Genomic DNA, 25,906 nt, shown 5'->3' with positions numbered 1-25,906 from the left:
AACGCATTGTAGTTAACCTTTCAGGCTGCCAACAGGCGGCTTTTTTTATGGGTAAAATATGGCGAACATCATTAAAGGGCGCAAAGGCGGCAGCTCTAAACAGCGCACACCCACAGAACAGCCGGATGATTTACAGTCCATTGCGAAAGCGAAAATTCTTGTTGCTTTAGGTGAGGGAGAGTTTGCCGGTAGCCTGACGGGTAAAGATATTTATCTCGATGGTACCCCGATCGAGAATGCCGACGGCTCACAAAACTTTAGCGGCGTGGCCTGGGAGTTTCGTCCGGGCACTCAGGCGCAAAACTATATTCAGGGTATTCCAGGTACCGAGAATGAAATTAGCGTGGGCACGGACATTTCAAGCCAGACGGCATGGACCCACACGTTTACGAATACCCAGCTGTCCGCTATCCGGCTGCGTTTGAAATGGTCGGCTCTTTTTACTCAGGAAGATGATGGCGATCTCGTCGGCAACACCGTGAAATACGCCATCGATTTACAGACCGATGGCGGTAGCTGGCAGACAGTGGTTGATACGGCGGTGACCGGGAAAACCACTTCAGGGTATGAGCGAAGCCACCGTATCGATTTGCCGCGGGCCGGCGCAACATGGACCGTTCGTCTGCGCAAATTAACTCCTGATGCTAACAGCGCAAAGATTGGCGACAATATGGCGCTGCTGAGTTATACGGAAGTTATCGACGCGAAGCTGCGTTATCCAAACACGGCTTTGCTATATATCGAGTTTGATTCGAGTCAGTTTAATGGCTCCATTCCACAGATTTCATGTGAGCCCCGCGGTCGGGTTATTCGTGTCCCTGATACCTATGATCCTGAAACCCGCTCTTATACCGGAACCTGGACGGGCTCGTTTAAATGGGCATGGACTGACAACCCCGCATGGATTTTTTACGATCTGGTGGTTAGCGACCGCTTCGGTCTTGGCAATCGGCTGACTGCTGCCAATATCGATAAATGGATGCTGTACCAGGTTGCGCAATACTGCGACCAGCTTGTTCCTGATGGTAAGGGCGGTGATGGCCTGGAGCCGCGTTATATCTGTAACGTATACATTCAGGATCGCAATGCAGCCTATACGGTGCTGCGCGACTTTGCCGCCATATTCCGTGGAATGACATGCTGGAACGGTCAACAGATTATCGCGCTGGCGGATATGCCGCGCGATATCGATTTCACCTATACCCGCGCCAACGTCATTGATGGCAAATTCCGTTATTCCAGCAGTACCAGTAAAACCCGCTATACCAATGCTCTTGTATCGTGGTCAGATCCGGCCAACGCCTTTTCTGATGCAATGGAGCCGTCATTTGTAAAAGAGCTTGTCGCGCGCTACGGATTTAATCAGCTCGAGCTAACGGCGATCGGTTGCACTCGACAATCAGAGGCTCACAGGAAAGGGTTGTGGGGGATCCTAACCAATAACAAAGATCGCATGGTGACGTTTGATGTCGGCCTGGATGGTAAAATTCCTCAGCCTGGTTACGTTATCGGCGTAGCCGATGAAATGCTGGCCGGGAAAGTCAACGGCGGCCGCATCAGTAAAGTAGACGGGCGGGTTATCATCCTGGACAGGGATATTGATGCTAATGCCGGAGATCGCCTGCAGGTTAACCTGCCTTCCGGTACTTCCCAGAGCCGGACTATTCAGTCAATAAATGGCCGCCGGCAGGTGACTGTTACCACGGCATTCAGCGAGACTCCCGAGGCCGAATCAGTATGGGCTATTGAGTCTGATGATCTTTTCCTGCAGCAGTATCGTGTAGTTGGCGTTAAGGATAACAACAACGGGACTTACACGATTACAGGTACGTCGCATGATCCGGACAAATACGCGCGCATCGATACGGGCGCCATAATTGATCAGCGTCCGGTCAGTGTTGTTCCCCCTGGTAACCAGGCGCCGCCTGATGGCATCCTCCTGACGTCCTTCTCCGTGGTGAATCAGGGGATCAGCGTCGAAACCCTGCAGGCCAATTGGGACTCGGTACAAAACGCTATCGCCTATGAGGCGCAGTGGCGCCGCAATGACGGCAACTGGATTAATGTGCCGCGCAGCTCGACCACGTCATTTGAGGTCAGCGGCATTTATGCCGGTCGCTATCTGGTGCGAGTCCGTGCGATCAACGCGGCGGAAATTTCCAGTGGCTGGGCGTACTCGGAAGAGAAGACCCTGACCGGGAAAGTCGGCGAGCCGCTGCCGCCGATGGCGCTGACGACCGTTTCACTGACCGCAGGTATCGAAATTCGCTGGGAATTCCCTGCAGGCGCAGAGGATAGCCAGCGAACCGAACTGCAGTACAGCCCGGACCAGAGCGGGAACGGCGCGATGCCATTGACCGATTTAGCGTATCCGGGCAAACATTATCAGCAGATGGGCCTGCAGATTGCCACGCAGTTCTGGTACCGCGCGCGCCTGGTTGACCGCCTGGGCAATGCCTCGCCGTGGACCGGCTGGGTGCATGGAATGTCCAGCGATAACGTTTCTGATTATTACCAGCAGCTCGACGACGCGCTTAAAGGCTCGGATACATACGAGGAACTGAACAAGGGCATCCAGGACAACAGCGCTGCCGCCGACGCCGCGCAACAGGCTGCGGACGCCGCCCGGGGCACCGCTAACCAGGCGGCGAAGGATGTCGCCGCGCAGGGGGCCATCGTCACGCAGCAGGGCAAGGACCTGGCTGCCAACATCGCCAAAACCAACGACACGACCAACAAGCTGGCGCAGGAAGTGAAAGACCGCGCTGCAGGCGACACTGCCACGGCGCAGAAAGCGGCCAGCGACACTGCTGCAGCGGTGGCGAAAGCCGAAACGGACGATGCCGCCGTGGCGAAGCAGGCCGCCGATAATCTGCTGAGTGCCAAACGCGAAGTTGAAGCGGCGATTGAGACGACGAACGTCACCATGCAGGATGGATTTGACAGCATGGCGCAGCAGATGGCGTCGATTTCAGCCGGTACCGGCGAGCAGTTCGACAGTCTCAAAATCTGGTATTTCGACAAGGACAACGAGGGGTGGAGTTCTGACGACGGCGGCACGAAACCGCTCCCGACAACCGACGACGGGTGGATCCTTCCTGCGGATGCCATTTCGACCATGCGCAGCCCGTCTGGCGCTGGCACGCTGATTGACGGCAGCGCCTATAAGTACCTCCGCCTGCGCATCAAAAAAGTCGGCAACCCGGCCTGGGGCGGTCGGCTTTACTGGATTGGCGCTGATGAAACCGGCTGGACCGAGGGACGCCGTCTGGTACTGCCCGTACCAGATTTTGACCCGGCCACCGGCATCAGCACTATCGCGATCCCGGATATCCCGTGGCAGGCTTCCGGCACTATCCGTCGCCTGCGTCTCGACTTCTCACAGGGTGGAGCGGCTGACGCAGATAACTATTATGCCGTTGACTGGCTGGCCGTTGGGCGCCCGACCCCTGGTGCATCGCAGGCGCAGATTCAGGACCTGAAAACGGCGATGACTGCTGCCGACTCAGCTGAGGCAATGGAGCGTAACCAGCTGGCTGTGCAGCTGCGCGGCAACGAGGAAGGGACAGACCCGAATAACCTGGTTTCTGGCCTGCTTTTCGAAGAGCGGAAAATCCGCGTGACGGCGGAGAAGGCCATCGGCTCCCGCGTTGATACGTTGCGCGTCGATTATGATAAATCCACTGCAGCGGCGACCCAGCGCATGGATACGCTGGCGAGCGACCTGCAGTCGACAGCCTCGAAAACGGATCAGGTCGCCGCGGACCTTGTTTCAGCGAACGGCGTCATTGCTGGCCATACGCTGGCCATCCAGAAAATCGAGGGTGACGTCCAGACCATCGACGGCAAAGTTCAGGCTAACGCCAGCCAGATTGCCGGGGTGGAATCTAAGGTCGATAACATCCGAATCGGCGGCGTAAACCTGATACCCAACTCCGGGGAACTGACCGGCAAATCGCCATCAGCAACCGAACGCTACCGGGGGAACGCGGTTCGCATCCTGACGCGTGCCGCCGGAGCGACTGATTTCGCCGTCCTCGACTACACGCTGGCCGCGCCGGTTGACGGTACCGAGTATGTTCTGTCGTTCTATGCAAAAGCGAAGACGGACAAAACGCCGGTTCGTTGTTTCCTGAATACGCCGGATGCCACTATCCGCGCTGAAACCAGCCAGGGCGTTATTGTGGAGCGTCCAGCCGGGTATAACGGCGATGTGACCGTAACGCTCTCCACGTCCTGGAGACGCTATTGGGTTAAATACAAACGCAAACCTGGCTTGTCCGGGGCGGCGTACCTCGTTGTGGCCAGACTCGACGGCGCAGCTGCAGCGCGCGAAGCGTGGATCAGCTCTCCGATGTTTGAATCCGGAAATATTGTGAGCGACTGGAGCCAGGCACCGGCAGACAGCGCCAGCTCGGATGCCGTCCAGCAACTGACGACCCGCGTCACGACTGCCGAGAATACGCTGGCCACCACGGCGCAGCAGACGACGGCGCTCAAGTCACAGATTACGACCGGCAACCTCCTGCTGAATGGCGACCTGATTAATAAAGCGGATAACTGGCAGCTGTCCGGCACCGGCGCGGGGGCTCCGGTCTATGACGCGGTGATGAAAGGTCTCACCACGACCGAGCCGGCGATGCGGATCGCCAACGGAACAAAAATCCCGGTTGAAGCCGGTCAGAAACTGACGCTCACCTTCGGATTCAAGACGGACGACGCGACGATCAGCATCGGGACCCAGAATTTTACGATGGGCCTGATTGAGAATTGGGGGAATCCGACTAACTGGCTTGTCCAGGACAATAACTGGTTTGCGGGTATCACCACCGGCTACCAGACCCGCACGCTGACGTTCACGATCCCGGATAACTTCAAAGGGAGGTGGTGTTACCTGCGCATGGCCTGCGGAGGATGGACGCCGTCGACCGCTCGCGTTTACCTGCAGGGCTTCATGCTGACCGCCTCAAACGGTATCGCTGGTAAAGCCGATGCATCAGCAGTGCAGGACCTGCAGTCGCAGGTCACGAAGAACGGTGACGACATTGCCACCAACGCCAGCGCGATCACCAGCCTGGGTGGGCGTATTGATGCCACCAATGCCGAGGTGGCGAAGAAAGCCACCACCGCCGCGCTGGATAGCCTGAAGGCCACCGTCACGCAGCAGGGTAAGGATATTACCGCACAGGCGGAGCGGACGACGGCGTTAACCAATACCGTTAAACAGAATAAGCAGAATGCTGATTCTGCGATTGCCGCGAACGGCCAGGCGATCTCTGGTTTATCGCAAACTGTTTCACAGCAGGGCGACCGCATCACCAGTCAGGGCCAGCAGATTACGCAGGTCAGCAATAAAGTCGATACGGTGAATACTGACCTCGGCAAGCGGATTGACCAGAAGGCCGATAACAAGACAGTACAGGACCTTAGCGCCACCGTGACCCAGCAGGGCAAGGATATTACGGCGGCGAACCAGGCCATCACCAGCCTGAAAGGGCGTGTTTCGACGGTTGAGGAAGGGCTGGCCAAAGCGGCCACCGCCGATGCCGTGAGTAAACTGGATACACGCGTTACAAACGCTGAGGGGAAAATTGAATCGCAGGGAACGGCGATCACCGGGATTAATGTTGCTCTGAATTCGCAGACGGCAGCGGGTGGCGACTACATCCTGAACCCGACATTTGACCCCGCATATCCGTCTATGGGCTTTACCCGCCGGGATACGGTAGACAGCAACGACGATGATGGTATTCCGTATGATGCTGACATCCCGGCTGGGGCTCCGCGTCGCTATGTAGCACGACTGGCCTCACGCGATCACCAGCTCAATACGCCACCGTGGCCGGTAAAAGCGGGACAGGTATTCGAGATTTCGGTCTGGGTAGCGGCAAAGGCAGGTTCCAACGCCGCATTTAACATGTACATCGGCTCGGCTACGGGACCGAATACGGGTGCCGTGGCGTACGCTGCGTTACCGGGTAGCGTTGCGCCCACTCAGACCTGGACGGAGAAAAAATACCGCTGGACGGTCCCGGCTAACTTCCCGCGCGGATATATGCGCCCGTTCCTGCAGGTGAACCAGAACGCGCCGTATGGCTCCGTATGGTATGCAACTGATTTCCACTGCCGGGAGATCACCGCCGCGCAGGGTGCGCAGACTGCTGCCGACGCTGCCGCCGGTGCTGTGACCCAGCTGGATGCGAAAGTGACACAGCAGGGCAACACCATTACCAGCCAGGGCCAGGCGATTACGGCCATCACTGGTCGGGTGTCGAACCTTGAATCCGGGCAGAGCGCGAACAGCAGCGCAATTCAATCCCTGACGCAACGAACCACGGCAGCGGAAGGGAAAATTGAAACGAACAGCCAGGCGATCACCTCCGTCACCGGCGCGGTGAATGCGATGCTCAATCGCGGCGAGAACCTGGCAAACGATTTTAATTTTATGAGCGGATCGGCGCTGTGGGGTGTCCAGGGGAATACGCGTAACAAGGTGGAGTTTGGCGACTTTGGCGACGGTAAACCCGGCGTCCAGATGACGCAGCTCGACAGCACGTTGTATACCGGCCTCTTTGCTAACCAGAAAGCGCCGCTGCCACACAATACCCCACGCCGCTACCAGGTCATCGTTAAGGCGAAGGGCGTATCCGGCGCGATGAATTTCATGGTTCGCCGGTTTAACTACCTGGGGAATGTGGCCGGGACGTATGAAAACCGCCAGTTCTCCGCCACGGATACCTGGGCGACGTACGCCGCTGAGTTTAGCGCGCCATCGTCGGCGACAGTGGATGGTTCTGTTTTTGCGCTCTATTGCTACCCGAACGCGTCGGTCATTCAGATTGATTACATCGCCATCTATGACATCACCGATGCGGTGGCCATCGATGCGAATACGTCTGCGGTCACGCAGCTGCAGCAGACGGTCACACAGCAGGGCAAGGATATTGCTGCGAATGCCAGCGCCACGACCGCCGTTTCTGCAAACCTGAATGCAGCGATGGCTGACGTGGATAACAAAATCACGGGCAACCTGATTTTAAACGGGGGATTCGAGCGTGACTTCACCAACTGGACCGCGCCAGCACAGGCGACAGTGATGTCGGCGCAGAATCCACACAGCGGCAAAAAAATCGTGAAATATGTCGCTGCTACCAACGCGACTCTTTTGTCGAGCGACACTGTTATTACTGCCGTTAAGGGCAGGACGTACAAGTTTGGTGCGTGGTTGCGGGCTAAGGCCGGGTCGACTATGCAACCGAATACGCAGCCGAATAACAAGGTTCGATTTGCTTACCTCGATAGCTCTGTAATCGCTGAGGCGCGCTTCGACCCGGCCACAATGCCTACTGGCAGCGTATGGCAGGAGTACAGCAACACGTATACCGCCACTAAAGACGGCACCATGTCGGTCAGCATCAACGCGTTTTTGAATGCAGGCGAAATTTATATCGACGATGTGTACGTTATCGATATTACTGACCGGGTCGATCTCGATGCCACGGCTGGCGCTGTATCTAACCTGCAGTCGACCGTGACACAGCAGGGAAAAGATATTGCCTCTAATGCCAGCGCGATCACGTCGGTCAACGCCTCAATCGGTGCGCTGCAGAGTCAGGGATTAAACCCCTGGTGTGATGGCTCATTTGAGTCGTACACCGCAAACCAGCAGCTGGGCAGCAGCTCGCTGGCGCGCGTCTCGACCGATGTTTACCGCAATGGCCAGAAGTCGCTCAAAATCACGCGTAACAACGGCGAGAACGGCAACAGCGACAAGATGATTGGGAACTGGCTTGCTGTTCGTGGTGGCGGTAAGTATCGGTTTTCTCTCTGGGCTTACATGGCCAGTGATATGTCGACACCGAACGGATGGAACGTGTCTGTCGGCCTCTTTGCTCGCGGAGAGAATGGCGGCGCAAACCAGTGGCCGGAAGCCGTCCGTATCTCCGAGACAAACATCTCGCGCGGCAAATGGGTTCTCCTGACGGGAGTAGCGACCGTCGGTACCGACCGGAGCATTGCGCAGATGTGGATCTCCACCAGGGGGCCGAATGGTGGAGCCGGTTATTCGCTGTATCTGGACGATATCAGCATTGTCGATGTGACCGACGCACAGGAGGCGCAGGATACCGCCACTGGCGCCGCGAACGCCGTTACCCAGCTGACTGCTACCGTGACCCATCAAGGTAAGGATATCACCGCGCAGGCAGGGCAAATCACCAGCCTCGGCTCGCGTGTGGGTGATGCAGAGTCGCGTATCACGAAGCAGGACGAAACCATTGCATCTAACGGCCTGGCGATGGCGAACGGCTTTAACCAGATGCGCAGCATGATTGGCGACAATAGCGCGGCAATCACCACGACGAACAAAACCGTTGCCGACCTGGAAAAATCAACCACGGAGCAAATCACCACGCTGACCTCGCAGGTCGGGGATATGTCTGCAACCGTTCAGCAGACGGCATCCACCGTGGCGGATTTAAACGGCCAGTTGGGAGCGCAGTGGGGCGTGAAGGTCAGCACGTCTTCAGGTGGAAATAACTACGTGGCTGGTCTTCAGCTGGGGATTAATGGCAGCGGCCAGTCACAGTTCCTGGTCCAGGCTGATACGTTTGGCGTTTATGTGCCTAACGGCGATCAAAAAAATATGGTCTTCGGTATCGACGGGAACGGCGCTTATTTTCAGCAGGCGATGGCTCGTAACCTGGTTATCGATTTCGCGCAAATCTCCGACAACATCCGCTCGACGAACTACCAGCCAGGCCAGGCGGGTAAAGGGTGGAGCATCTCGAAAGGCGGCGGCGCGGAGTTCAACGACGTAACGGTCCGCGGTAGGGTATTCGCGACGGACGGCGTATTTACCGGCACCGTACGTGCCAATGATGGTTACTTTAACGGCACCGTGTACGCGTCGCGGATCGAGGGTGACGTTGGCTCGTTCGCAATCAACTGTTACAAGGCCACGTACAACCGTGTGCCAAAAGCAACATGGCAGTGGTGGGATCTTCTGCGTATTCGTAAGCAGGGATTTGATCAAGTAGTCGATATCAAAGGCGCATTACGTCAGGCGGATAAGTACGGCGACCTTCGTGCTGGTATGTCTTATCAGTCCGGCGCGGATGGCGGACTCAATCCGGGCTACGTAGGGTACGCAATACTTATGCGCCCAGGTGGCGATACTTCCGGCGGTGGGCCGATGACAACGGCGATATCTATTGACGGACAAATATTTTGGTCGTCAAAGGAAGGGTACGCGACGATAGAAAGTCTCCGCTTTATTGTACCGGCTGGAACTGGTGATGCGATTGTCCGCTTCGGATGTTATCTCGACCGTAACGGTTCAATGGAACTTCGTACTTTGATGCGCTTCGACGCTTTTGTCGCGCGCAACAGTAACGCGATAAGCCTACTTTAACAGGAGGGGTCCTTCGGGACCCTTAACAATATGGCGATAATTAGTGACGAATTAGCGGCCAGCATCCAGAAATGTTTCGACCGCACTTATGTGGATTTAGCAAATCAACAGCAGTTTTTATTTGGAGCCGGGAACGTGACGGTCACGAAGCCGGACGGTACAACGGGGACGGTAAAATCGTGGGCGCAGTTCCTGAGCGAATACGCCACGCGACAGCAGAACATCGACACAGCGCTGAAGGACGTAGCGAAGACGACGGCGACCAACACGTGGACGCAGGCGCAGACGTGGAATGTAAGCAGCACCTTTAAAAACAACCTCACGGTCGACAAGAACCTAACGGTTAACGGAAATTTAAACGGCGTACAGATTGCCGGGTCTCATATCGAGCTAACCGCACCAACGCCTTACATTGATTTTCACTATGGCAATAGTACGGCTGACTACACGCATCGCATCATCGCCGAAGACGGCGCGCTTGCCGTATCACCTGGCTGGCGTGTATACGGTAATCAGCGGACGTTTGGGGCTAACACTGTCGACGGCAATATTTGGTGGGGGTTCGTAGCTACGCGATTTGACGAACCTGGCGCACCGGCTATCGGTACTCTTATCAACTCCCCTAACATGACTTGGCGGTTCAAACAGCGAGGCGCAGACAGTAAAGGCGCAGAGGCCGGAATGGCGGCGGCGTATTTTGAGGAACAGGTGGGAACAAACCACCGATTAGCGATCACCGTTCAGGGGTTCAACGCTAGCCAGCAGTGGTGGCAGTTCCTGAGCGACGGCAGGATCTACAGCAGCCAGAACGGTAACGTCCAGTTCCAGGGAACGTCCGACGCGCGCATGAAGCATGACATTAATCCGACGGACGGACAGCTATCTGTCGACCGCATCCGGGCGCTTGAGCTGGTGACGTTCGTCTATAACGACGACGAGCAGGGAAGGACGCGCCGGGGAATTATCGCGCAGCAGGCGCGGGACGTTGATCCGCAGTATGTGAAGCAGGTTAACACGGCATACATGCGCAACGGTGAACGGGTGGATGACGACCGCCTTCAGTTAGATAATAACGTGATAATGATGGACACACTGGCTGCGGTACAAGTATTGATTAAGCGAGTAGACGAACTGGAGGAGCAATTATCTGCATTAGCAATCCAGTAATCATGTTTACTTGTTCAGACACCAACTGACAATTTGTGTATGCAGAATGCAATCAAATCTGACAGTCCGCATTGAGCGATAAGCGGAAATTAACGTCATGCAAAGGAAGCAAAACACAATCCAACAGTCACCGCATACCAGGTTCACCATTTAAATCAATACACTGTGAGAATGACCGTGTTGCGAACATTTCCTCAGGGTAAATTTGTTCAGATTACACTCAAATTTAAACATGAAGGGATGGAAAAATAATGGCGTATGCAAATCTTAGGGCAAAAAAAGTCCAGACTTTATATCTGGACTTAGATATCAATTTAGGCGTCAAATCAGTTATGGCGTAACGATGTCGAACCAGAATTCGAACTTGTCCATATAGCCCAGCATTTCATTGAGCTTATCGGCGTTACCGGTGATTTTCGCGTCGCCTTTATCGACGGCCTGTTTCAGCGTCTCCTCTTTGAGGATGATCTTATTCAGGGTGGCACGGTTGAGAGCGATCGTGGTATCGGCGTCTTTCGCTTCCGCGTTGGCGGTATGGTTCAGTACGCCGTTTTCCAGCTCCAGCTTATACTTGCCGCCGTCGCCGCCGAGATCGATATTAAAGACCGATTTCGCGTTACCCGCTTTCTCGCCATTGATATGTACCGCCAGATAGTCGAAGAACATTTCCGGGGTCATCGCGCGCACGGTATCCGGGCTGGCGGTGTTCGGGGTTGGCCCTTTCACCACGCCGTTACGCAGTTCCTGCGCGCCGGTGAGGTAGAAGTTACGCCACGGGCCGGATTCCGCCTGGTAGCCTAACTGTTCAAGGGCATCCGCTTCCAGATTACGCGCCTCCTGGTTTTTCGGATCGGCGAAGACGATTTTGCTAACCACCTGAGCAACCCAACGATAGTTACCCTGGTCGTAATCCTCTTTCGCTTTCTTCATGATGGCATCGGCGCCGCCCATGTAATCGACGAATTTCTTCGCCGCTTCTTCCGGCGGAAGTTCGTCGAGGGTGGCCGGGTTGCCGTCGAACCAGCCGAGATACAGCACGTAGGTGGCTTTCACGTCGTGGCTGACAGAACCGTAATAACCGCGGTTAGCCCAGGTGTTGGCAAGGCTATCCGGCAGTTTGAATTTAGCGGCGATTTCATCGCGGGTCAGCCCTTCGTTAGCCATACGCAGGGTCTGGTCGTTAATGTAACGATACAGGTCACGCTGGCTCTTCAGCAGGTTAACGACATTTTCATTGCCCCAGGTCGGCCAGTGGTGCTGAGCCATAATAATTTCGGCTTTGTCGCCCCAGCGCACAATTGCTTCGTTGATGTACTTCGACCACGGCAGTGGTTCGCGAATTTTCGCACCGCGCAGCGAATAGGTGTTGTGCAGGGTGTGTGTCACGTCTTCCGCGGATTCAATCAGTTTTTTCTCTTCGATGAACCACAGCATTTCCGACGGCGCTTCCGAACCCGGCGCCAGCATGAAGTCATAGGTCAGACCGTCAATGACTTCTTTCTGCCCGTCTTTTTCAATGATATTGGTTGGGGCGATCAGGGTCACGGTACCCGACGAGGTGGTGGTGCCAAGGCCGGCGCCCACCTGTCCGGTGGCCGATGGTTTCAGCAGGTTGCCGTACATGTAGCTGGCGCGGCGGCTCATGACATTACCGGCCATGATGTTTTCAGCCACCGCCGCTTCCATAAAGCCGGAAGGCGCGTAAATTTTCACTTTGCCGGATTTCACATCCGCTTCATCTACTACGCCGCGCACGCCGCCGTAGTGGTCAACGTGGCTGTGGGTATAGATAACGGCCACGACCGGTTTCTTACCGCGGTTTTTGTAGTACAGGTCCATACCCACTTTGGCAGTCTCAGCGGACACCAGAGGGTCAACGACGGTAATGCCTTCTTTACCTTCGATGATGGTCATGTTGGAGAGATCCAGATTGCGGATCTGGTATACGCCGTCGGTCACCTCAAACAGGCCGCTGATATTGATCAATTGAGACTGACGCCACAGACTCGGGTTGACGGTGTCCGGGGCTTTTTCACCTTCTTTGATGAAGGAATACTGCTGCGGGTCCCACACGACGTTACCCTGTTCGCCTTTAATCACTTCGGTGGGCAGGGCGGCTATAAAACCTTTATGGGCGTTAGTGAAATCGGTGTTATCTGAGAAGGGGAGTTGGTTATAGAGGGCGTCGTTGGCTTGTTTAGTGGCAGCGGTCGCTTCTTTTGCGGCGACTTCCGCCCATGCTGACAAGCTGATCGATGACAGCAAGCCGGCAATGGCTAAACCTTTCACTATGGGGGTCAATTTCATAAATTCCTCATCTGATGCGACATCAAAATCATGTGATGGGTTAAGTGCATTTACATCTACAAATGAATATAACAAAAAATTTACATCCAGCAAGAGAAAGACTTGAACTTCTTGATAATTATCACTTTTAGGAAAATACAGATATACATTTGTTAGTTATGTGAATACTGATTTAATTCCATTTCAGACTGCTTGAGGCAGTAAGACACAACATTTCACTGATTAAATGTAGTCATAAACTCGTTTAATTCGAGGTTGGGTGAATATTGAATAGTTGCATTTTTAGATGAACAAATAATGCTATTCCAAAAATAAGGATGCGGATTTGAGTCCAACAAGGTTCGGTTTTAGCCCATGGGTGCTGTTGCAGCCCTGACAACCTTAGACGTCAATCGATTCAGATGGTAAACAAAAAGTGTTGGTATACTATCTGCGGAGAAGTGGATAACTTACTGATAAATATGGGCGTGATAATGTCTCACTATACCAGTAGTTTGCTTTATTTCCTTGATGTTAAATGATATTTTACCGGTCTTGAAAACCGGCGACCCGAAAGGGTTCTAGAGTTCGAATCTCTACGCTTCCGCCAAATTAAACAAGGGGTTACCGAAAGGTAACCCCTTTTTGCTTTGGGTTCCTCCGGCACATCCCTGCTTCAACCTCTCTCGTCATTAATGAATCGCCTCCTCCCAGTAGGGCGGCATCCCAATCTTTTCAACCATAAAGTCGATAAAGGCCCGGACTTTATGCGGCACTCTCCTGTTTTGCGGGTACAGCATCCAGATGGCGGTTTCGCTGGGGAACATACTAAATTCCCACTCCGGGAAGACGCGTTGAATAAGCCCTTGTTCTTCAGCCTGCTGCGATAGCCAGTTCGGTAAAATCGCAATCCCGGTGTGATTGACGCAGGCATAAAGCATGGCGGCGCTATCGCTAACGCTCAGTCGGTAGTTAATCGGGATGCGCTGCCATTCATCTTCTGAACCCGTCTTACGTGTATACCAACCGGCGCCATGCAGACGAGAAAACATCACGATATTGATCTGCTGCTGGTCGGCGCCCGGCGTGGCAGAAGGGCGGTTTTCCGCAATCCACTGCGGGCTGGCCCAGGCTGAGCGCGTCTGCGAAGCCAGTTTACGGGCATGAATCGAGGAGTCAGGCAAAATGCCAATGCGAATACTCAGGTCGATGCGCGCTTCAATCAGGTCCTGCACTTCATCGTTAAAGCTAATATCCAGCGAAATGTTGGGGTGCAGGCGAAGAAATTCATCAACAAAAGGCATAACGTGCAGACGGCCGAAGGTACTGGGTACGCTTAACCGCAGCAGGCCGGAAGGTTGTTTATCCAGTGCGGAAGTTAACTGGCGGGTTTCCTCCCATTGTAATAACAGTTGTTGGGCGTGCGAGTAAAAAAAAGCTCCGGTTTCGGTTAATGCTAATCCGCGGGTAGAGCGGTTAAACAACGTCACCTGTAAATACGCTTCCAGCTCGGAAATATGGCGAGAGACGGTGGATACTTCGATATTTAAGGCTTTGGCGGCGGCACTGAAACTTTGATGATCGGCGGCGCTGACGAAGGTTCTGATTGCGGATAAATGGTTCATCTGTTTTACGTCTCATTGATGATGAATGTTTCTCAGCAACCTGTTCTGGTGTAGCCAACTACAATAGCGGTCCTGATGTCACAGCTTATCACTTTGTTTCTCGAATTATTCCCGGCAATATCTATGGATAATGATTCTCAGGATATAAAAAAGGCTTCCCTGACTGCGGGAAGCCGGATAGTTGATAGTGATATTTTATTTTGCGCTGACGCGCCAGACGGTATTACCGACATCGTCGGCAATGATTAACGCTCCTTCGTTATCCTGCGCGAGTCCGACCGGCGCGCCGTACAGTTCTTTCTCATCACGGGAGACAAAGCCGGTGACCACGCTCTCAGGTTTACCGACCGGCTTGCCGTTTTTAAAGGCGACAAAGCTGACTTTGTAGCCATTCAGCGGCGAACGGTCCCAGCTGCCGTGTTCGCTGATAAACACGCCGCCCTGATAGGTCTGCGGCAACATTTTTCCGGTATAAAACAGCATTCCCAGCGGCGCAACGTGGGAACTCAGGGCATAATCCGGTTTGATCGCTTTAGCGACCATGTCCGGGCGCGGCGGCTGTACGCGGCGATCCACATGCTGTCCGAAATAGCTCCACGGCCAGCCATAAAATCCGCCATCCTGCACCGAAGTTAAATAATCAGGCACCAGGTCGGCGCCGATCTCATCGCGCTCATTGGCAATGGCCCAAAGCTTGCCCGTCTGCGGTTCCCAGCCGAGTCCGGTAGGATTCCTGATACCGCTGGCGAAGATACGGCTTGCGCCGGTTGCCGTATCAACCTCCAGAACGGTGGCGCGACGATATTCGATATCCAGCCCATTCTCGGTGATATTACTGTTCGAGCCGACGCCCACATACAGCTTCTTACCATCCGGGCTTGCCAGTAACGCTTTGGTCCAGTGGTGATTGACGGTGCTGGGCAGGTCAGCCAGTTCGCTCCCCGCATCGCTGATATGTGTCGCCCCTGGCTGGTAGTGATAACGCATGATGTTGCCGGTATTGGCGACGTATAGATTATCGCCAATCAGCTGGACACCGAAAGGCGAGTGCAGGTGTTCAAGGAAAATATGTTTTTCCCAGCCGCTGGCGTTTTTACGCAATAGCGTAATGCGATTCCCGCCTTTTCCACCTTTGCCTGACTGATTTTTCACTATCCCGGCAATCAGCTGCTTCGGCGTAGTCAGCGGCTCCTCGCCAGGACCGTTGCTTTCAACGACCAGTACATCGTCGTTTGGCAGGACATAGACCATTCTGGGATGCAGGAATCCATCGGCTATTTTTTCTATTTTCAGCCCCTGGGCAACCGCCGGTTGCCCATCTGTCTTCCAGCCCACGCCGCGGGGAACCTGCATCGGCGGCATCAGGAAATCCTGGGCCTTCGGCATTACGGGATCGGGCCCTACCTGCTGATCCGGGCTAAGTTTCGCTTTCTCATCGCATCCGGACAGGGCAAGCGCCGTGGCGAGCATAACGGGCAGGGGCAGTAGTAATTTATTCATGGCGAATCCCCTTATTATTAGCCAGGCAAGTGGAGCTGATAATATTGGCGACCAGCAGGCAGATAACGGTAATCGATGAATAGATTACGTTCTGCGGCGCAATCGCCCAGGCGTCGCGGCTATGAACAAAACAGTTTACCAACGCGGCAATAATAGCGATAAGGTTTAGCCAGAAATCAATTTTTGCCGCCGGGCGTCGAGGAGTAAAAAACCACACCTGCGCCAGATTAATCAATCGCGGAATGATGGCAAAAATAAGGCCAAGGGCAATAAGCCAGCTGGCGCTTTTTCCCCACATCACGTTCGTACTGTAGAGATAAATAATATCGAAGATGAGACCGGCGATAAAAAAGCCGTAAGGCACCGGATTGAGTAGATTATATATGACCATCGCAAGGCTATTACCTCGGTCATGAGAGCGTTCACTCATTGTCAATTCCTTGTCAGGGGGAATAAGGTAGGATGAAAATAATGCTGACGTTCAAGCCGGAATAATGAATACCGCTTAGCAGATAAAATTATACATATTGTTAACAATTTCAGTATGCCAATCGCGGGAAATCTGTTTTGCGCAAATGGTCATACTGGCTACGGTAAGATTGTTGCAGAAGGGAGGAGGCGGGCCAGATACTGGCCGCGCCATCGTACGCTTAACTTTCTATTCGGGCAGCCAGCTGCTGGGCCATTTCGGCGAAAATCCGCGCTGCAGCTTTTGGCCGGGCGCCTTTGCGCTGCATTAACACCGCGGTTCTCTCAAGCGCGGCTTCTTTAAGCAATCGGGTCATCAGGCCGGTACGCTGGGCGGCGACATTCAGCGGCAGAATGGAGACTAATTGGGTTCGCTGGATGATATCGAGGATGGCGTTGATCGAATGCATTTCAATGGTCACCTGCGGGTGGAAACCGGCTTGCTGTAAGCAGTGGTCAATTTGCAACCGGGTGGCGAAATGATGATTAAGCAGAATAAACTCCTCCGCGGCCAGCTGGCTCAACGAAAGGGAGTCTTCGTGGGCCAGCGGGTGATGGTTCGCGACAACTAGCGCCAGCACCTCCTGTAGCAATGGGGTGGAAACGATGTCCGGCGCACTTCCGCCAGCAAAGGCAATACCAATATCCAGCTCATTTTCCAGCAGCATACCTTCCATTTTCTCCTGCGACATCTCCTGTATATCCAGCGTGATATGCGGATAACGCGCATGAAATTCCGCTACTAATGGGACGACGAAATAGGAAGTAAAGGTGGGCGTTACGGCAATGCGTAGAGAACCGCGACTGAGGTCTTCGACATCATGAATGGCGCGTTGGCCCTCATCCAGCAGTTGAAATGCCTGGCGCGCATACTGCAAAAACACCTCACCTGCATCTGTCAGGTGAATATGCCGGCCGCTGCGGTCAAAAAGCTGCGCATCCAGGCTCTCTTCTAACATCCTGATTTGCTGTGAGAGCGCAGGCTGCGAAATGTGCAGGGCTTCCGCCGCGCGGGTAAAGCCCTGATGTTCGGCGACGGCGAGGAAATATCTGACATAGCGAATATTCACACGTTCAACTCATAAGTTTTTTGAATGAATTTGATTATAAACAAGACTTTTATTTTATGCCACGCGGCGCGTAACCTCCCTGACATTCCACAGCGAGGTAGACATTATCATGAAAGAAATCATTGATGGTTTTCTTAAATTTCAACGTGATGCATTTCCTGCACGCGCTGAACTGTTTAAAAGTTTAGCCTCCCGGCAGAGCCCCCGTACGCTGTTTATTTCATGCTCCGATAGCCGGATGGTTCCTGAGTTGGTTACCCAGCGAGAACCCGGCGATCTATTTGTCATCCGTAATGCCGGCAATATCGTCCCTTCTTACGGTCCGGAGCCCGGCGGCGTGTCGGCATCGGTGGAATATGCCGTTGCCGTCCTGAAGGTCACGGATATTGTGATTTGCGGTCACTCCGATTGCGGGGCGATGACGGCGATTGCGCAGTGTAGCTGTCTGGATCATGTCCCCGCCGTTAAGCACTGGTTGCAATATGCGGATTCGGCAAAAGTGGTGAACGATGCCCGCGAGCATCGCGACCCGCAGGCCAAAACCGCGGCGATGGTGCATGAAAACGTGATTGCCCAGTTGGCGAATATTCAAACCCATCCGGCGGTGCGTCTGGCGCTTGAGGAAGGACGTCTGGCGCTACACGGCTGGGTGTATGACATTGAAACGGGAGAGATTGCCGCCTATGACGGCAATGCCAGAGCTTTTATTTCGCTGGCCGGTCATCCGGATACCCGAGCGGTGCCGGTTTACGGTTAGTCATTTCATTTCACTACGATATAACGAGGTAACACCATGATTCAGTCTCAAGTTAGCCGCGAAGTTCGTCTGGAGTTAGCGAACAAAATATTGCTGATTAAAGCCAAAAAGGATCTCTCCTTTGCACAGCTTGTTGAAGGCACCGGTTTATCAGAAGCCTTCGTGACGGCCGCGCTATTGGGCCAGCATCCGCTGCCTGCCGAAGTCGCGAAAATGGTAGGCGCAAAACTGGAGCTCAGCGACGATGATATTTTGCTGCTGCAAACCATCCCGGTCAGAGGTTCTATTGAAGACCGCGTACCAACGGACCCGACGATGTATCGCTTCTATGAAATGCTGCAGGTCTACGACACCACCCTGAAAGCGCTCATTCATGAAAAATTTGGCGACGGGATCATCAGCGCGATTAATTTTAAGCTGGATGTGAAAAAGGTCAGCGATCCGGAAGGCGGACATCGCGCGGTGATCACCTTCGATGGAAAATATCTGCCAACGAAACCTTTCTGATGACAATTAACCGTTAACGGCACGGGCCTGAACCACGATCCAGGCCCGTTATTATCTGGCGGGCTGATAACGCATTTGCAATGTGGCGGGCAGATAACGCTGCAGCGGCTGTGGCGTTTTACCATCGATCAGCTGACTGATGAGATCGTAGCAGTGCCAGGCCAACTGGCGGTTGTCCTGCTGGATGGTGTCGATGCGCAGCGACAGCGAATCATACAGATAGTGGTCATCGAAGCTGGCTAAATGGATCCCGGAATCCAGCAGGTTATGCTGGCTCATATAGCGTAGTACCCCTTCCAGCAAGCCGCAGGCGGCGGTAAACAACGCCTTAGGCGGCCGCCCGAGGCGGGCGCACAGCGCGGCAAACATCTCATAGCCTGAGCTTGGGTGATAGTTGCCGTTGATGATCCATTCCGGGCGTAACTCAACCCCTGCCTGGGCTAATCCCTGACTAAATCCGGCCAGCCGATCGCGCGAAGGCGAGAGCCGCGGCTGACCGCCGAGAAACCAGAACTCATCCGGGTGTTGGCCGGCGATACGGGCGATAAGTTCCGCCGTCGGCGCCAGTGAATCGGTCATCACCAACGGCAGGGCGCTATCGTTTGGATTGCGATCGAACAGCACCACCGGCAGCTGTTCGCTGAGCTTCAGATAGTCGGCGTCGCTGTGCATACAAGAGGCGACAATCAGGCCATCGACCTGACGGGCAATCATATTATTGACCACCATGCTCTCCTGGCCGGGATTCTCATCGGTGCAAGAGATAAGCAGCTGTACGCCGGCTTCGCGGCACAGGGTTTCCAGCTCGTGAGAAAAAACGGCAAAACCATAGTTAGTGATCTCGGGTACCACCAGACCAATGGTATGGCTGCGGCTATCGCGCAGTGAACGGGCGTGAATGCTCGGCTGGTAGTGCTGCTCGCGGGCGATAGCCAGCACCCGTTCACGCGTCTCCTGCGCCACGCGCAGCTCTTTGCCGCGACCGTTCAAGACCAGGCTGGCGGTGGCTTTGGAGACGCCAGCCAGTTCGGCGATATCTTTTATGGTAATGCGTTTGGGTTTCATCACGAGCCAGGCGCCTGAAAGCAAAACGCTTATTCTACCATGCATGGCCGCAGCGGCCAGCAGCAGAATGCCCCCGGCGTCGCGCCGCTGAATACCAGTTTTCCAGGATAATCCGCAAAGAAGCGGCTGCTCATCACCCCGGCGCCATCATTAATAAAAATTTCGACGCTGGAACGATCGATGAGGATCTGCAGTTTATGCGCCGAGCCGCGCCAGTAACGGTAATCGACAGTATCAGCTACCAGGCTTCGACGGGCCAGGCGTACGCCGCGACTGTCCAGCGAAAGCTGCAGCGCGCCTGCGAAATCCAGCCTCAGCGCATCGCCTGGCATGACCTCGAAGGCCAGTTCCATCGGCTGCAGCACCAGCGGTTCGGTCTGCCAGCCTTGCGCCTCGCCGCGCAGCGCCGCCAGTTCGCGTACGGGATTTTGATATAGCGTGCCGTGGCGCCAGCTGAGTTCCCGCAGGCAGGTCATCTGGTGGATCCAGCCGTGGGCTCGCGTAGGTTGCTGCATCTCTTCTCCGTCGGGAACGCCCATCCAGCCAACCAATAGGCGCCGACCATCTTCCGCCAGGGTGGTTTGCGGCGCATAGAATTCGAAGCCGCTATCCAGCTCTTCGAGCGCGCCGTGGCTAAAAGTCGCGTCAGCATTGTCGAAATGCCCGTGCATCCAGACCGCCGGATAGGTGTTCAGGAAGCGCTGGGCTTCTCGCGGTAGCCCCTGTGGGCAACTGAGTAAAATATGCTGGTCGCCGAGCGGGAACAGATCCGGGCATTCCCACATATAGCCGCCATCGTTCAGGCCGTTAAGTCCGCTACCGGCAATTTCGCCATGGCTGCTCCACTGCATCAAATCAGCGGAGCTGAATAGCAGTACCTTACCGCGGTCGGCCAGATCGCGCGCGCCCAGCACCATCAACCAGCGATCGCCATCGCGCCAGACTTTGGGATCGCGCACGTGTCCGCTATAGCCGGCTGGCAGCGCCAGCACCGGGCCCTGCTTGCGAAAAGTACCGTCGGGATTTTGCGTCGCCAGACACTGCCAGGCGGTACGGCTGCCATCGTTAAATTTCACATTACCGGTGTAGCACAGCGTCAGGACGCCGTCGTCATCTACCGCGCTGCCGGAGTAACAGCCGTTACGGTCGTACTCCGCATCCGGCAGCAGGGCAATCGGTTCGTGCCGCCAGTGCAGTAGATCCGCTGAACTCCAGTGTCCCCAGCCTTTATAGCGATGATCGCAGGCGAGGGGATTCCACTGATAAAACAGATGATAACGGCCATTGAAGTGGATAAAGCCGTTTGGATCGTTCAGTAGCCCACATACCGGCGCCAGATGCCACTGCGGATAGTGGTCATCCCGCCGCGCGCGCGGCTGGTGGTTCATGACGGCCTGCAGGACCGCCGGTAACAAAGAAGGCTGCGTCATTATTCAGCATCCGTTTTGTATTTGAGCGTCAGCGAAACGATAAAGGCGACCACAAACGCGATAGCCAGCCCGATGATGTAGTTAAGCAGGGAACTGGCCTGCACGATAGCCATGCCGGGGATGGCGGTCAGGCCGACGGCGGTCATATAGACGTGCATGGAGACCACCCAGGCGCCACCCGCCGCGCCGCCAATCAATGCGGCGATAAATGGCTTAACGAAGCGCAGGTTGATGCCGAATATCGCCGCTTCGGTGATGCCAAGCATCGCCGAAAAGGCTGAGGGGAGGGCAATGGCTTTCACTTTTACATCTTTGGATTTAAACCACACCGCCAGACAGGCGCCGCCCTGGGCAATATTAGCCATTGCCCAGATAGGCAGCAGGAAATTGACGCCGATCGACGGGTTGCCGAGCAGCCCGGCTTCGATAGCATGGAAGCTGTGGTGGATACCGGTGATAACAATAACCGAGTACAGCCCGCCAAACAGGAGTCCCGCCAGCCAACCGGCGTGGGCAATGAGCGTGCTGAGAATAAAGGAGATGCCGTCGCCGAGGGCACGACCGGCCGGACCGATTATCAACAGGGCGATAAAACCGGAGATAATAACCGTCAGGAACGGCGTGAGGATCAGATCCAGCGCGTCGGGAATCAGGCGTCGCAGTTGCTTCTCAAGCAGGCTCATAAACCACACCGCCAGCAGCACCGGGAACACCGTCCCCTGATAACCGATCATCGCCACCTCGAGGCCGAAGAAATTCATGGTGTGGAAGCCCGAAGCCACTCCCCAGGCGTTGGTCAGCGCCGGGTGGGTAAGAATACCGCCGAGGGTTGCGCCAAGATAAGGGTTGCCGCCGAATTCACGCGCGGCGGTAAACCCGATCAGGATTGGTAGAATAATAAAAGCGGCCGAACTACACATATCGAGGATCAGGTAGATGGCGTTGCCCGGGTCGACCCAGCCGTAGGTTTTCACCATCCCCAACAATCCCATCAGCAGGCCGGAGGCGACGATAGCCGGGATAATGGGCACAAAGATGTTCGATAGCAGGCGGGCGATCCGTTGGAACGGATTCAGTTTTTTCGCCGCCAGATCTGCGGCTTCGGATTTGCTCGACTCGCTAATACCGGCTGCCTGAATAAAGGCGGCATACACTTTATTGACCACGCCGGTACCGAAGATGATTTGCATCTGGCCGGCGTTGCGAAAGCAGCCTTTTACCCCCTCAATTTTGCCGATGGCCTGCTGGTCGGCGAGCGCGTCATCGACCAGTACCAGACGCAAGCGGGTGGCGCAGTGCGCGGCGCTGGCGATATTTTCTTTGCCGCCAAGCAGCGGCAGCAGCGTGCGAGAAATCTGTTGAAAATCCATAGTACCCTCTACAAAGTCTGTCATCATCATGGGCAATTGGGGATGTCCGAATCCCCGAACCGCCGCTTTGCTAATTTTGCTAAAACGTTTTAATTATTTTGTCTGCCTGCATCGTTAAAACTGGCGGTTCACATCGGCCTGGTACGGTAAGGCGGTCATCGCGCCTTTGGCGGTGGTTGCCAGCGCGCCGCAGGTTTGCGCCAGCGCGACGATTGGCTCCAGCGCGGCGACAGCGTCAGGGAAGCCGTGAGCGGCGAGGCTGGCGAGTAGCCCGGCAACAAAGGCATCACCGGCTCCGGTGGTATCAACGCTGACCACCGGACGGGCCGGGAAGTGAATATGCTGTTGCTGGAACAGCGCTTGCACCCCGGCTTTTCCTTGCGTGACCAACAGCAGTTTTGGCTGAAAGCGCTCGCGGAATCGCGCAATACCGCTGGCGATATCGTCGCCACCGCTAATAAAGGCCAGTTCCTCTTCCGATAGTTTCACTACGTCAGCCAATGCCAGCGCCTGTTCGAGACAACGCCGTAACAACAGGGGATCCTGCCACAGATCGCTGCGGATATTCGGGTCGAAGCTGACGCTACCGCCGGCGCGTTTAATCTGTTCCATTGCCATAAAGGCGCTGCTGCGGCTGGGCTCGGCGCTGAGAGCGATAGAGCAGACGTGCAGCCACTGGCCGGCCGCGAAAGGGGGGAGATCGTCTGGTTGTAGAAAAAGATCGGCGCTCGGACGGACCATAAAGGTAAAGGTGCGTTCGCCGTGTTCATCCAACGCGACCACGACGGTTGAGGTGCGCTGTGCGGGGTCTAAAGAAAGGTGGCGGATATCCACGTTCTCTTGTCGTAGCGTCTGGCGCATAAAGCGGCCAAAAGGATCATCGCCAACCCGGCCGATGAACCCGCTATTGCCGCCAAGCCGCGCGACGCCGACAGCGACGTTAGCCGGTGCGCCGCCCGGACATTGTAATAAGCGGCCATCACCCTCAGGCAGCAGGTCGACGACCGCATCGCCGAGTACCCATACTTTACTTGTCATACTGAAATTCCTTCTTGCTAAACTTTATTAAACCGGTTTAGCTAATTTAAACATAACCCATAATCCAACGGAACGCGGAAGTGATGAAAATGCGATCGGCTACGATAAAATGTGATCCAGCCGCGATATTACGCGCTTAGCGCTAGCTATTTTTCCTTTACTACAGATAGGCAAATGAACTTGTCATTTTCCCTACCAATAATAAGGGGGAGGGAAGTCGGGTCGATAGAGCGCTTATTGTCGGATGAAAAACCCTCATATATCTATTTATTAATATTAACTTGCTGTCAGGGTGCGGCTAAAAAATATATTCCTGATGGCTTTATGCCAGGGTTTGACACCGTTAATTACTTCTCATTTTTTATTATTACAACGTGATAATAAGCCCGTTTCGTTAAAATAATGTTAGAAAAATAACCCCGGGAAAATACCCCTTTGGGGTAATACGTCAGGCCGTAAATGTTATAAAAAATTTATCCATATCTGGAGGCGTTCAGCCACGAGCAGGAGCGCAAAAATAGCGTCAGGCGTCGCGATATAGGGTGAATTGAACGCACCTTGCTCAATTGGTTGAGCTGAAAAAACAGGCTAACCCAGGTTGTTTTTGTTCAATTTTTATACTCCTTCCGTCACTGTCATCCGAGTATTAGATCTAATATCCTTGTATTACACCATGGTTATTTTTTGCGGTGAAAACTAATGATTTACGTTGAATTTAACGCTTGTTCAGATTTTTATTCTTCAATTTTTATAATGTTATTTTTTTGTTCTAAATGTGCCAGAAAAAACTAATTGCAATGGTTGATAACACTTTTTTTAAGATAATTCATTTACTTGTGATCGTTAAATGATCGAATGTTGGTTATAAAGTGATCGAAATGGGGTGTTGTTACCGGTATTATTTTTTGTTTTTGTGATCTATATCTCATTATATTCAAAATTTCCCCATACTTAATTGTGTGTGCTAATGATTCGGGAGTAGAGTTGCGCCGCCTTAAGAATATTCTTATAGAATTTCTAAAAATAGTTTCATGGCAATTCAACTCTCTCGAAGCAAATTCTTTACATCCTCCACTCCAGTTTGCACCTGTAACAAACTATTAACAGTGGGGCGAATTTGATGATTAGCTGAATTTTTAGCTATCGCGAGTGAGCGTTTTAATTGCCGTCTTGGGGAAATAACTGAGGTCACGGGCGATTAAGTATCACGCCCCGTGTATGTTTTCTAACATGGCTTATCGGGATAGGGATTATGGGTACCTCCGAATTACTTAAGCATATTTATGACTTCAACCTGTCGTATTTATTTTTAGCACAGCGGCTGATCAACGATGAAAAAGTATCCGCAATGTTTCGTTTGGGAATTGACGAAACCATGGTTGATACCCTGGCGCAGCTGACGTTACCGCAGATGGTGAAACTGGCTGAAACTAATCAGCTGGTGTGCAATCTGCGCTTCAGCGACCATCAGACTATCGAGCAATTGACCAAAGAGTCGCGCGTTGATGACCTCCAGCAGATCCATACCGGTATCCTGCTTTCCAGTCACCTGCTGCAAGAGCTCCGCGCCAAAGAAGGCGCTGCGGCGAAGAAAAGTGTTTGATAATGGCTGAGAAAAGTATTGTTCAGGAAGCGAAGGATATTCAGCTCGCCATGGAGCTGATATCTCTCGGCGCGCGTCTGCAGATGCTGGAGAGTGAAACTCAGCTCAGCCGCGGGCGCTTAATTAAACTCTACAAAGAGCTGCGCGGAAGCCCGCCGCCGAAAGGGATGCTGCCGTTCTCGACCGATTGGTTTATGACCTGGGAGCAGAATATTCATTCGTCGATGTTCTACAACGCCTATTTGTTCCTGCTGAAGAGCGGCAAATGCAGCGGAGTGGAAGCGGTGATCAAAGCCTATCGCCTGTACCTCGAACAGTGTCCGCAAGAAGCGGGCGAAGCGCCGCTACTGGCGTTGACCCGCGCCTGGACGCTGGTGCGCTTTGTTGATAGCGGTATGCTGCAGCTCTCCGCCTGCAATAGCTGCGGCGGCTCATTCATCACCCACGCGCACCATCCGCAGCACGATTTCGTCTGCACGTTATGCCAACCGCCGTCACGCGCCGTAAAAAGACGTAAACTTTCTCCGCAACTGGCCGATATAACCTCTCAACTGCTGGACGAGCAGGCTAAACGCGTCATGTAAGTCGCCGTTCCGACGACTTACGGC

Annotated in this window: 15 protein-coding genes; 6 read left to right on the top strand and 9 right to left on the bottom strand. The window is 54.2% G+C overall.

The window, feature by feature from the left end:
- Positions 1-58: 58 nt before the first annotated feature.
- Positions 59-9,412 carry a TipJ family phage tail tip protein gene (gene gpJ, locus ABLV78_RS16485; RefSeq protein WP_348865264.1) on the top strand — a complete coding sequence of 3,118 codons (9,354 nt, stop codon included), beginning with the start codon at positions 59-61 and terminating at the stop codon, positions 9,410-9,412.
- 30 nt (positions 9,413-9,442) lie between these two features.
- Positions 9,443-10,579, top strand: coding sequence for a tail fiber domain-containing protein (locus ABLV78_RS16480; RefSeq protein WP_348865263.1), 1,137 nt, complete (start codon positions 9,443-9,445; stop codon positions 10,577-10,579).
- A gap of 330 nt (positions 10,580-10,909) precedes the next feature.
- Here ABLV78_RS16480 and ABLV78_RS16475 read toward each other — a convergent pair whose 3' ends face one another.
- The 5 genes from ABLV78_RS16475 to cynR all read right to left on the bottom strand — a co-directional run bounded on the left by ABLV78_RS16475 (position 10,910) and on the right by cynR (position 17,528).
- Positions 10,910-12,886: an alkyl/aryl-sulfatase gene (locus tag ABLV78_RS16475; RefSeq protein ID WP_348865262.1), complete on the bottom strand. Its 1,977-nt coding sequence runs from the start codon at positions 12,884-12,886 to the stop codon at positions 10,910-10,912.
- A 671-nt stretch (positions 12,887-13,557) separates the two neighbouring features.
- On the bottom strand, positions 13,558-14,490 hold the full coding sequence (locus tag ABLV78_RS16470; RefSeq protein WP_047043717.1) for a LysR family transcriptional regulator: 933 nt from the start codon (positions 14,488-14,490) through the stop codon (positions 13,558-13,560).
- Between the two features lie 195 nt (positions 14,491-14,685).
- Positions 14,686-15,990 carry a PQQ-dependent sugar dehydrogenase gene (locus tag ABLV78_RS16465; protein WP_047043714.1) on the bottom strand — a complete coding sequence of 435 codons (1,305 nt, stop codon included), beginning with the start codon at positions 15,988-15,990 and terminating at the stop codon, positions 14,686-14,688.
- Positions 15,983-16,420, bottom strand: a complete 438-nt coding sequence (locus tag ABLV78_RS16460; protein ID WP_045397745.1) for a DUF2231 domain-containing protein — start codon at positions 16,418-16,420, stop codon at positions 15,983-15,985. The genes ABLV78_RS16465 and ABLV78_RS16460 overlap by 8 nt, the downstream gene beginning before the upstream one ends.
- 220 nt (positions 16,421-16,640) lie before the next feature.
- Entirely contained in the window at positions 16,641-17,528 is an 888-nt protein-coding gene (gene cynR / locus ABLV78_RS16455) for a transcriptional regulator CynR (protein WP_047043712.1), read from the bottom strand.
- A gap of 109 nt (positions 17,529-17,637) precedes the next feature.
- Between cynR and ABLV78_RS16450 the strand changes: the two genes are divergently transcribed.
- Complete coding sequence (locus ABLV78_RS16450) at positions 17,638-18,285, top strand: carbonic anhydrase (protein WP_047043710.1); 648 nt, start codon at positions 17,638-17,640, stop codon at positions 18,283-18,285.
- Between the two features lie 36 nt (positions 18,286-18,321).
- Entirely contained in the window at positions 18,322-18,792 is a 471-nt protein-coding gene (gene cynS, locus ABLV78_RS16445) for a cyanase (RefSeq protein WP_045397751.1), read from the top strand.
- A 51-nt stretch (positions 18,793-18,843) separates the two neighbouring features.
- Here the strand turns inward: cynS and ABLV78_RS16440 are convergent, their stop codons facing one another.
- From ABLV78_RS16440 to cscK, 4 genes are all read right to left on the bottom strand, one after another.
- Positions 18,844-19,857, bottom strand: a complete 1,014-nt coding sequence (locus ABLV78_RS16440) for a LacI family DNA-binding transcriptional regulator (RefSeq protein WP_045397754.1) — start codon at positions 19,855-19,857, stop codon at positions 18,844-18,846.
- 29 nt (positions 19,858-19,886) lie between these two features.
- Positions 19,887-21,287, bottom strand: a complete 1,401-nt coding sequence (locus tag ABLV78_RS16435; protein WP_047043708.1) for a sucrose-6-phosphate hydrolase — start codon at positions 21,285-21,287, stop codon at positions 19,887-19,889.
- On the bottom strand, positions 21,287-22,657 hold the full coding sequence (locus ABLV78_RS16430) for a sucrose-specific PTS transporter subunit IIBC (RefSeq protein WP_059355841.1): 1,371 nt from the start codon (positions 22,655-22,657) through the stop codon (positions 21,287-21,289). The genes ABLV78_RS16435 and ABLV78_RS16430 overlap by 1 nt, the downstream gene beginning before the upstream one ends.
- A 114-nt stretch (positions 22,658-22,771) precedes the next feature.
- On the bottom strand, positions 22,772-23,695 hold the full coding sequence (gene cscK, locus ABLV78_RS16425) for a fructokinase (protein WP_047043704.1): 924 nt from the start codon (positions 23,693-23,695) through the stop codon (positions 22,772-22,774).
- 1,252 nt (positions 23,696-24,947) lie between these two features.
- Here cscK and flhD point away from each other — a divergent pair.
- Positions 24,948-25,298 carry a flagellar transcriptional regulator FlhD gene (flhD, locus tag ABLV78_RS16420; RefSeq protein ID WP_015367348.1) on the top strand — a complete coding sequence of 117 codons (351 nt, stop codon included), beginning with the start codon at positions 24,948-24,950 and terminating at the stop codon, positions 25,296-25,298.
- A 2-nt stretch (positions 25,299-25,300) separates the two neighbouring features.
- Entirely contained in the window at positions 25,301-25,882 is a 582-nt protein-coding gene (flhC, locus tag ABLV78_RS16415) for a flagellar transcriptional regulator FlhC (protein WP_045397765.1), read from the top strand.
- Positions 25,883-25,906 lie beyond the last annotated feature (24 nt).

Source organism: Klebsiella sp. CN_Kp075 (genome assembly GCF_040065055.2).
Lineage (GTDB): Bacteria > Pseudomonadota > Gammaproteobacteria > Enterobacterales > Enterobacteriaceae > Klebsiella > Klebsiella aerogenes.
Note: the sequence above shows the minus strand (reverse complement) of the source record. Positions and strands in the feature narration are given on the sequence as shown.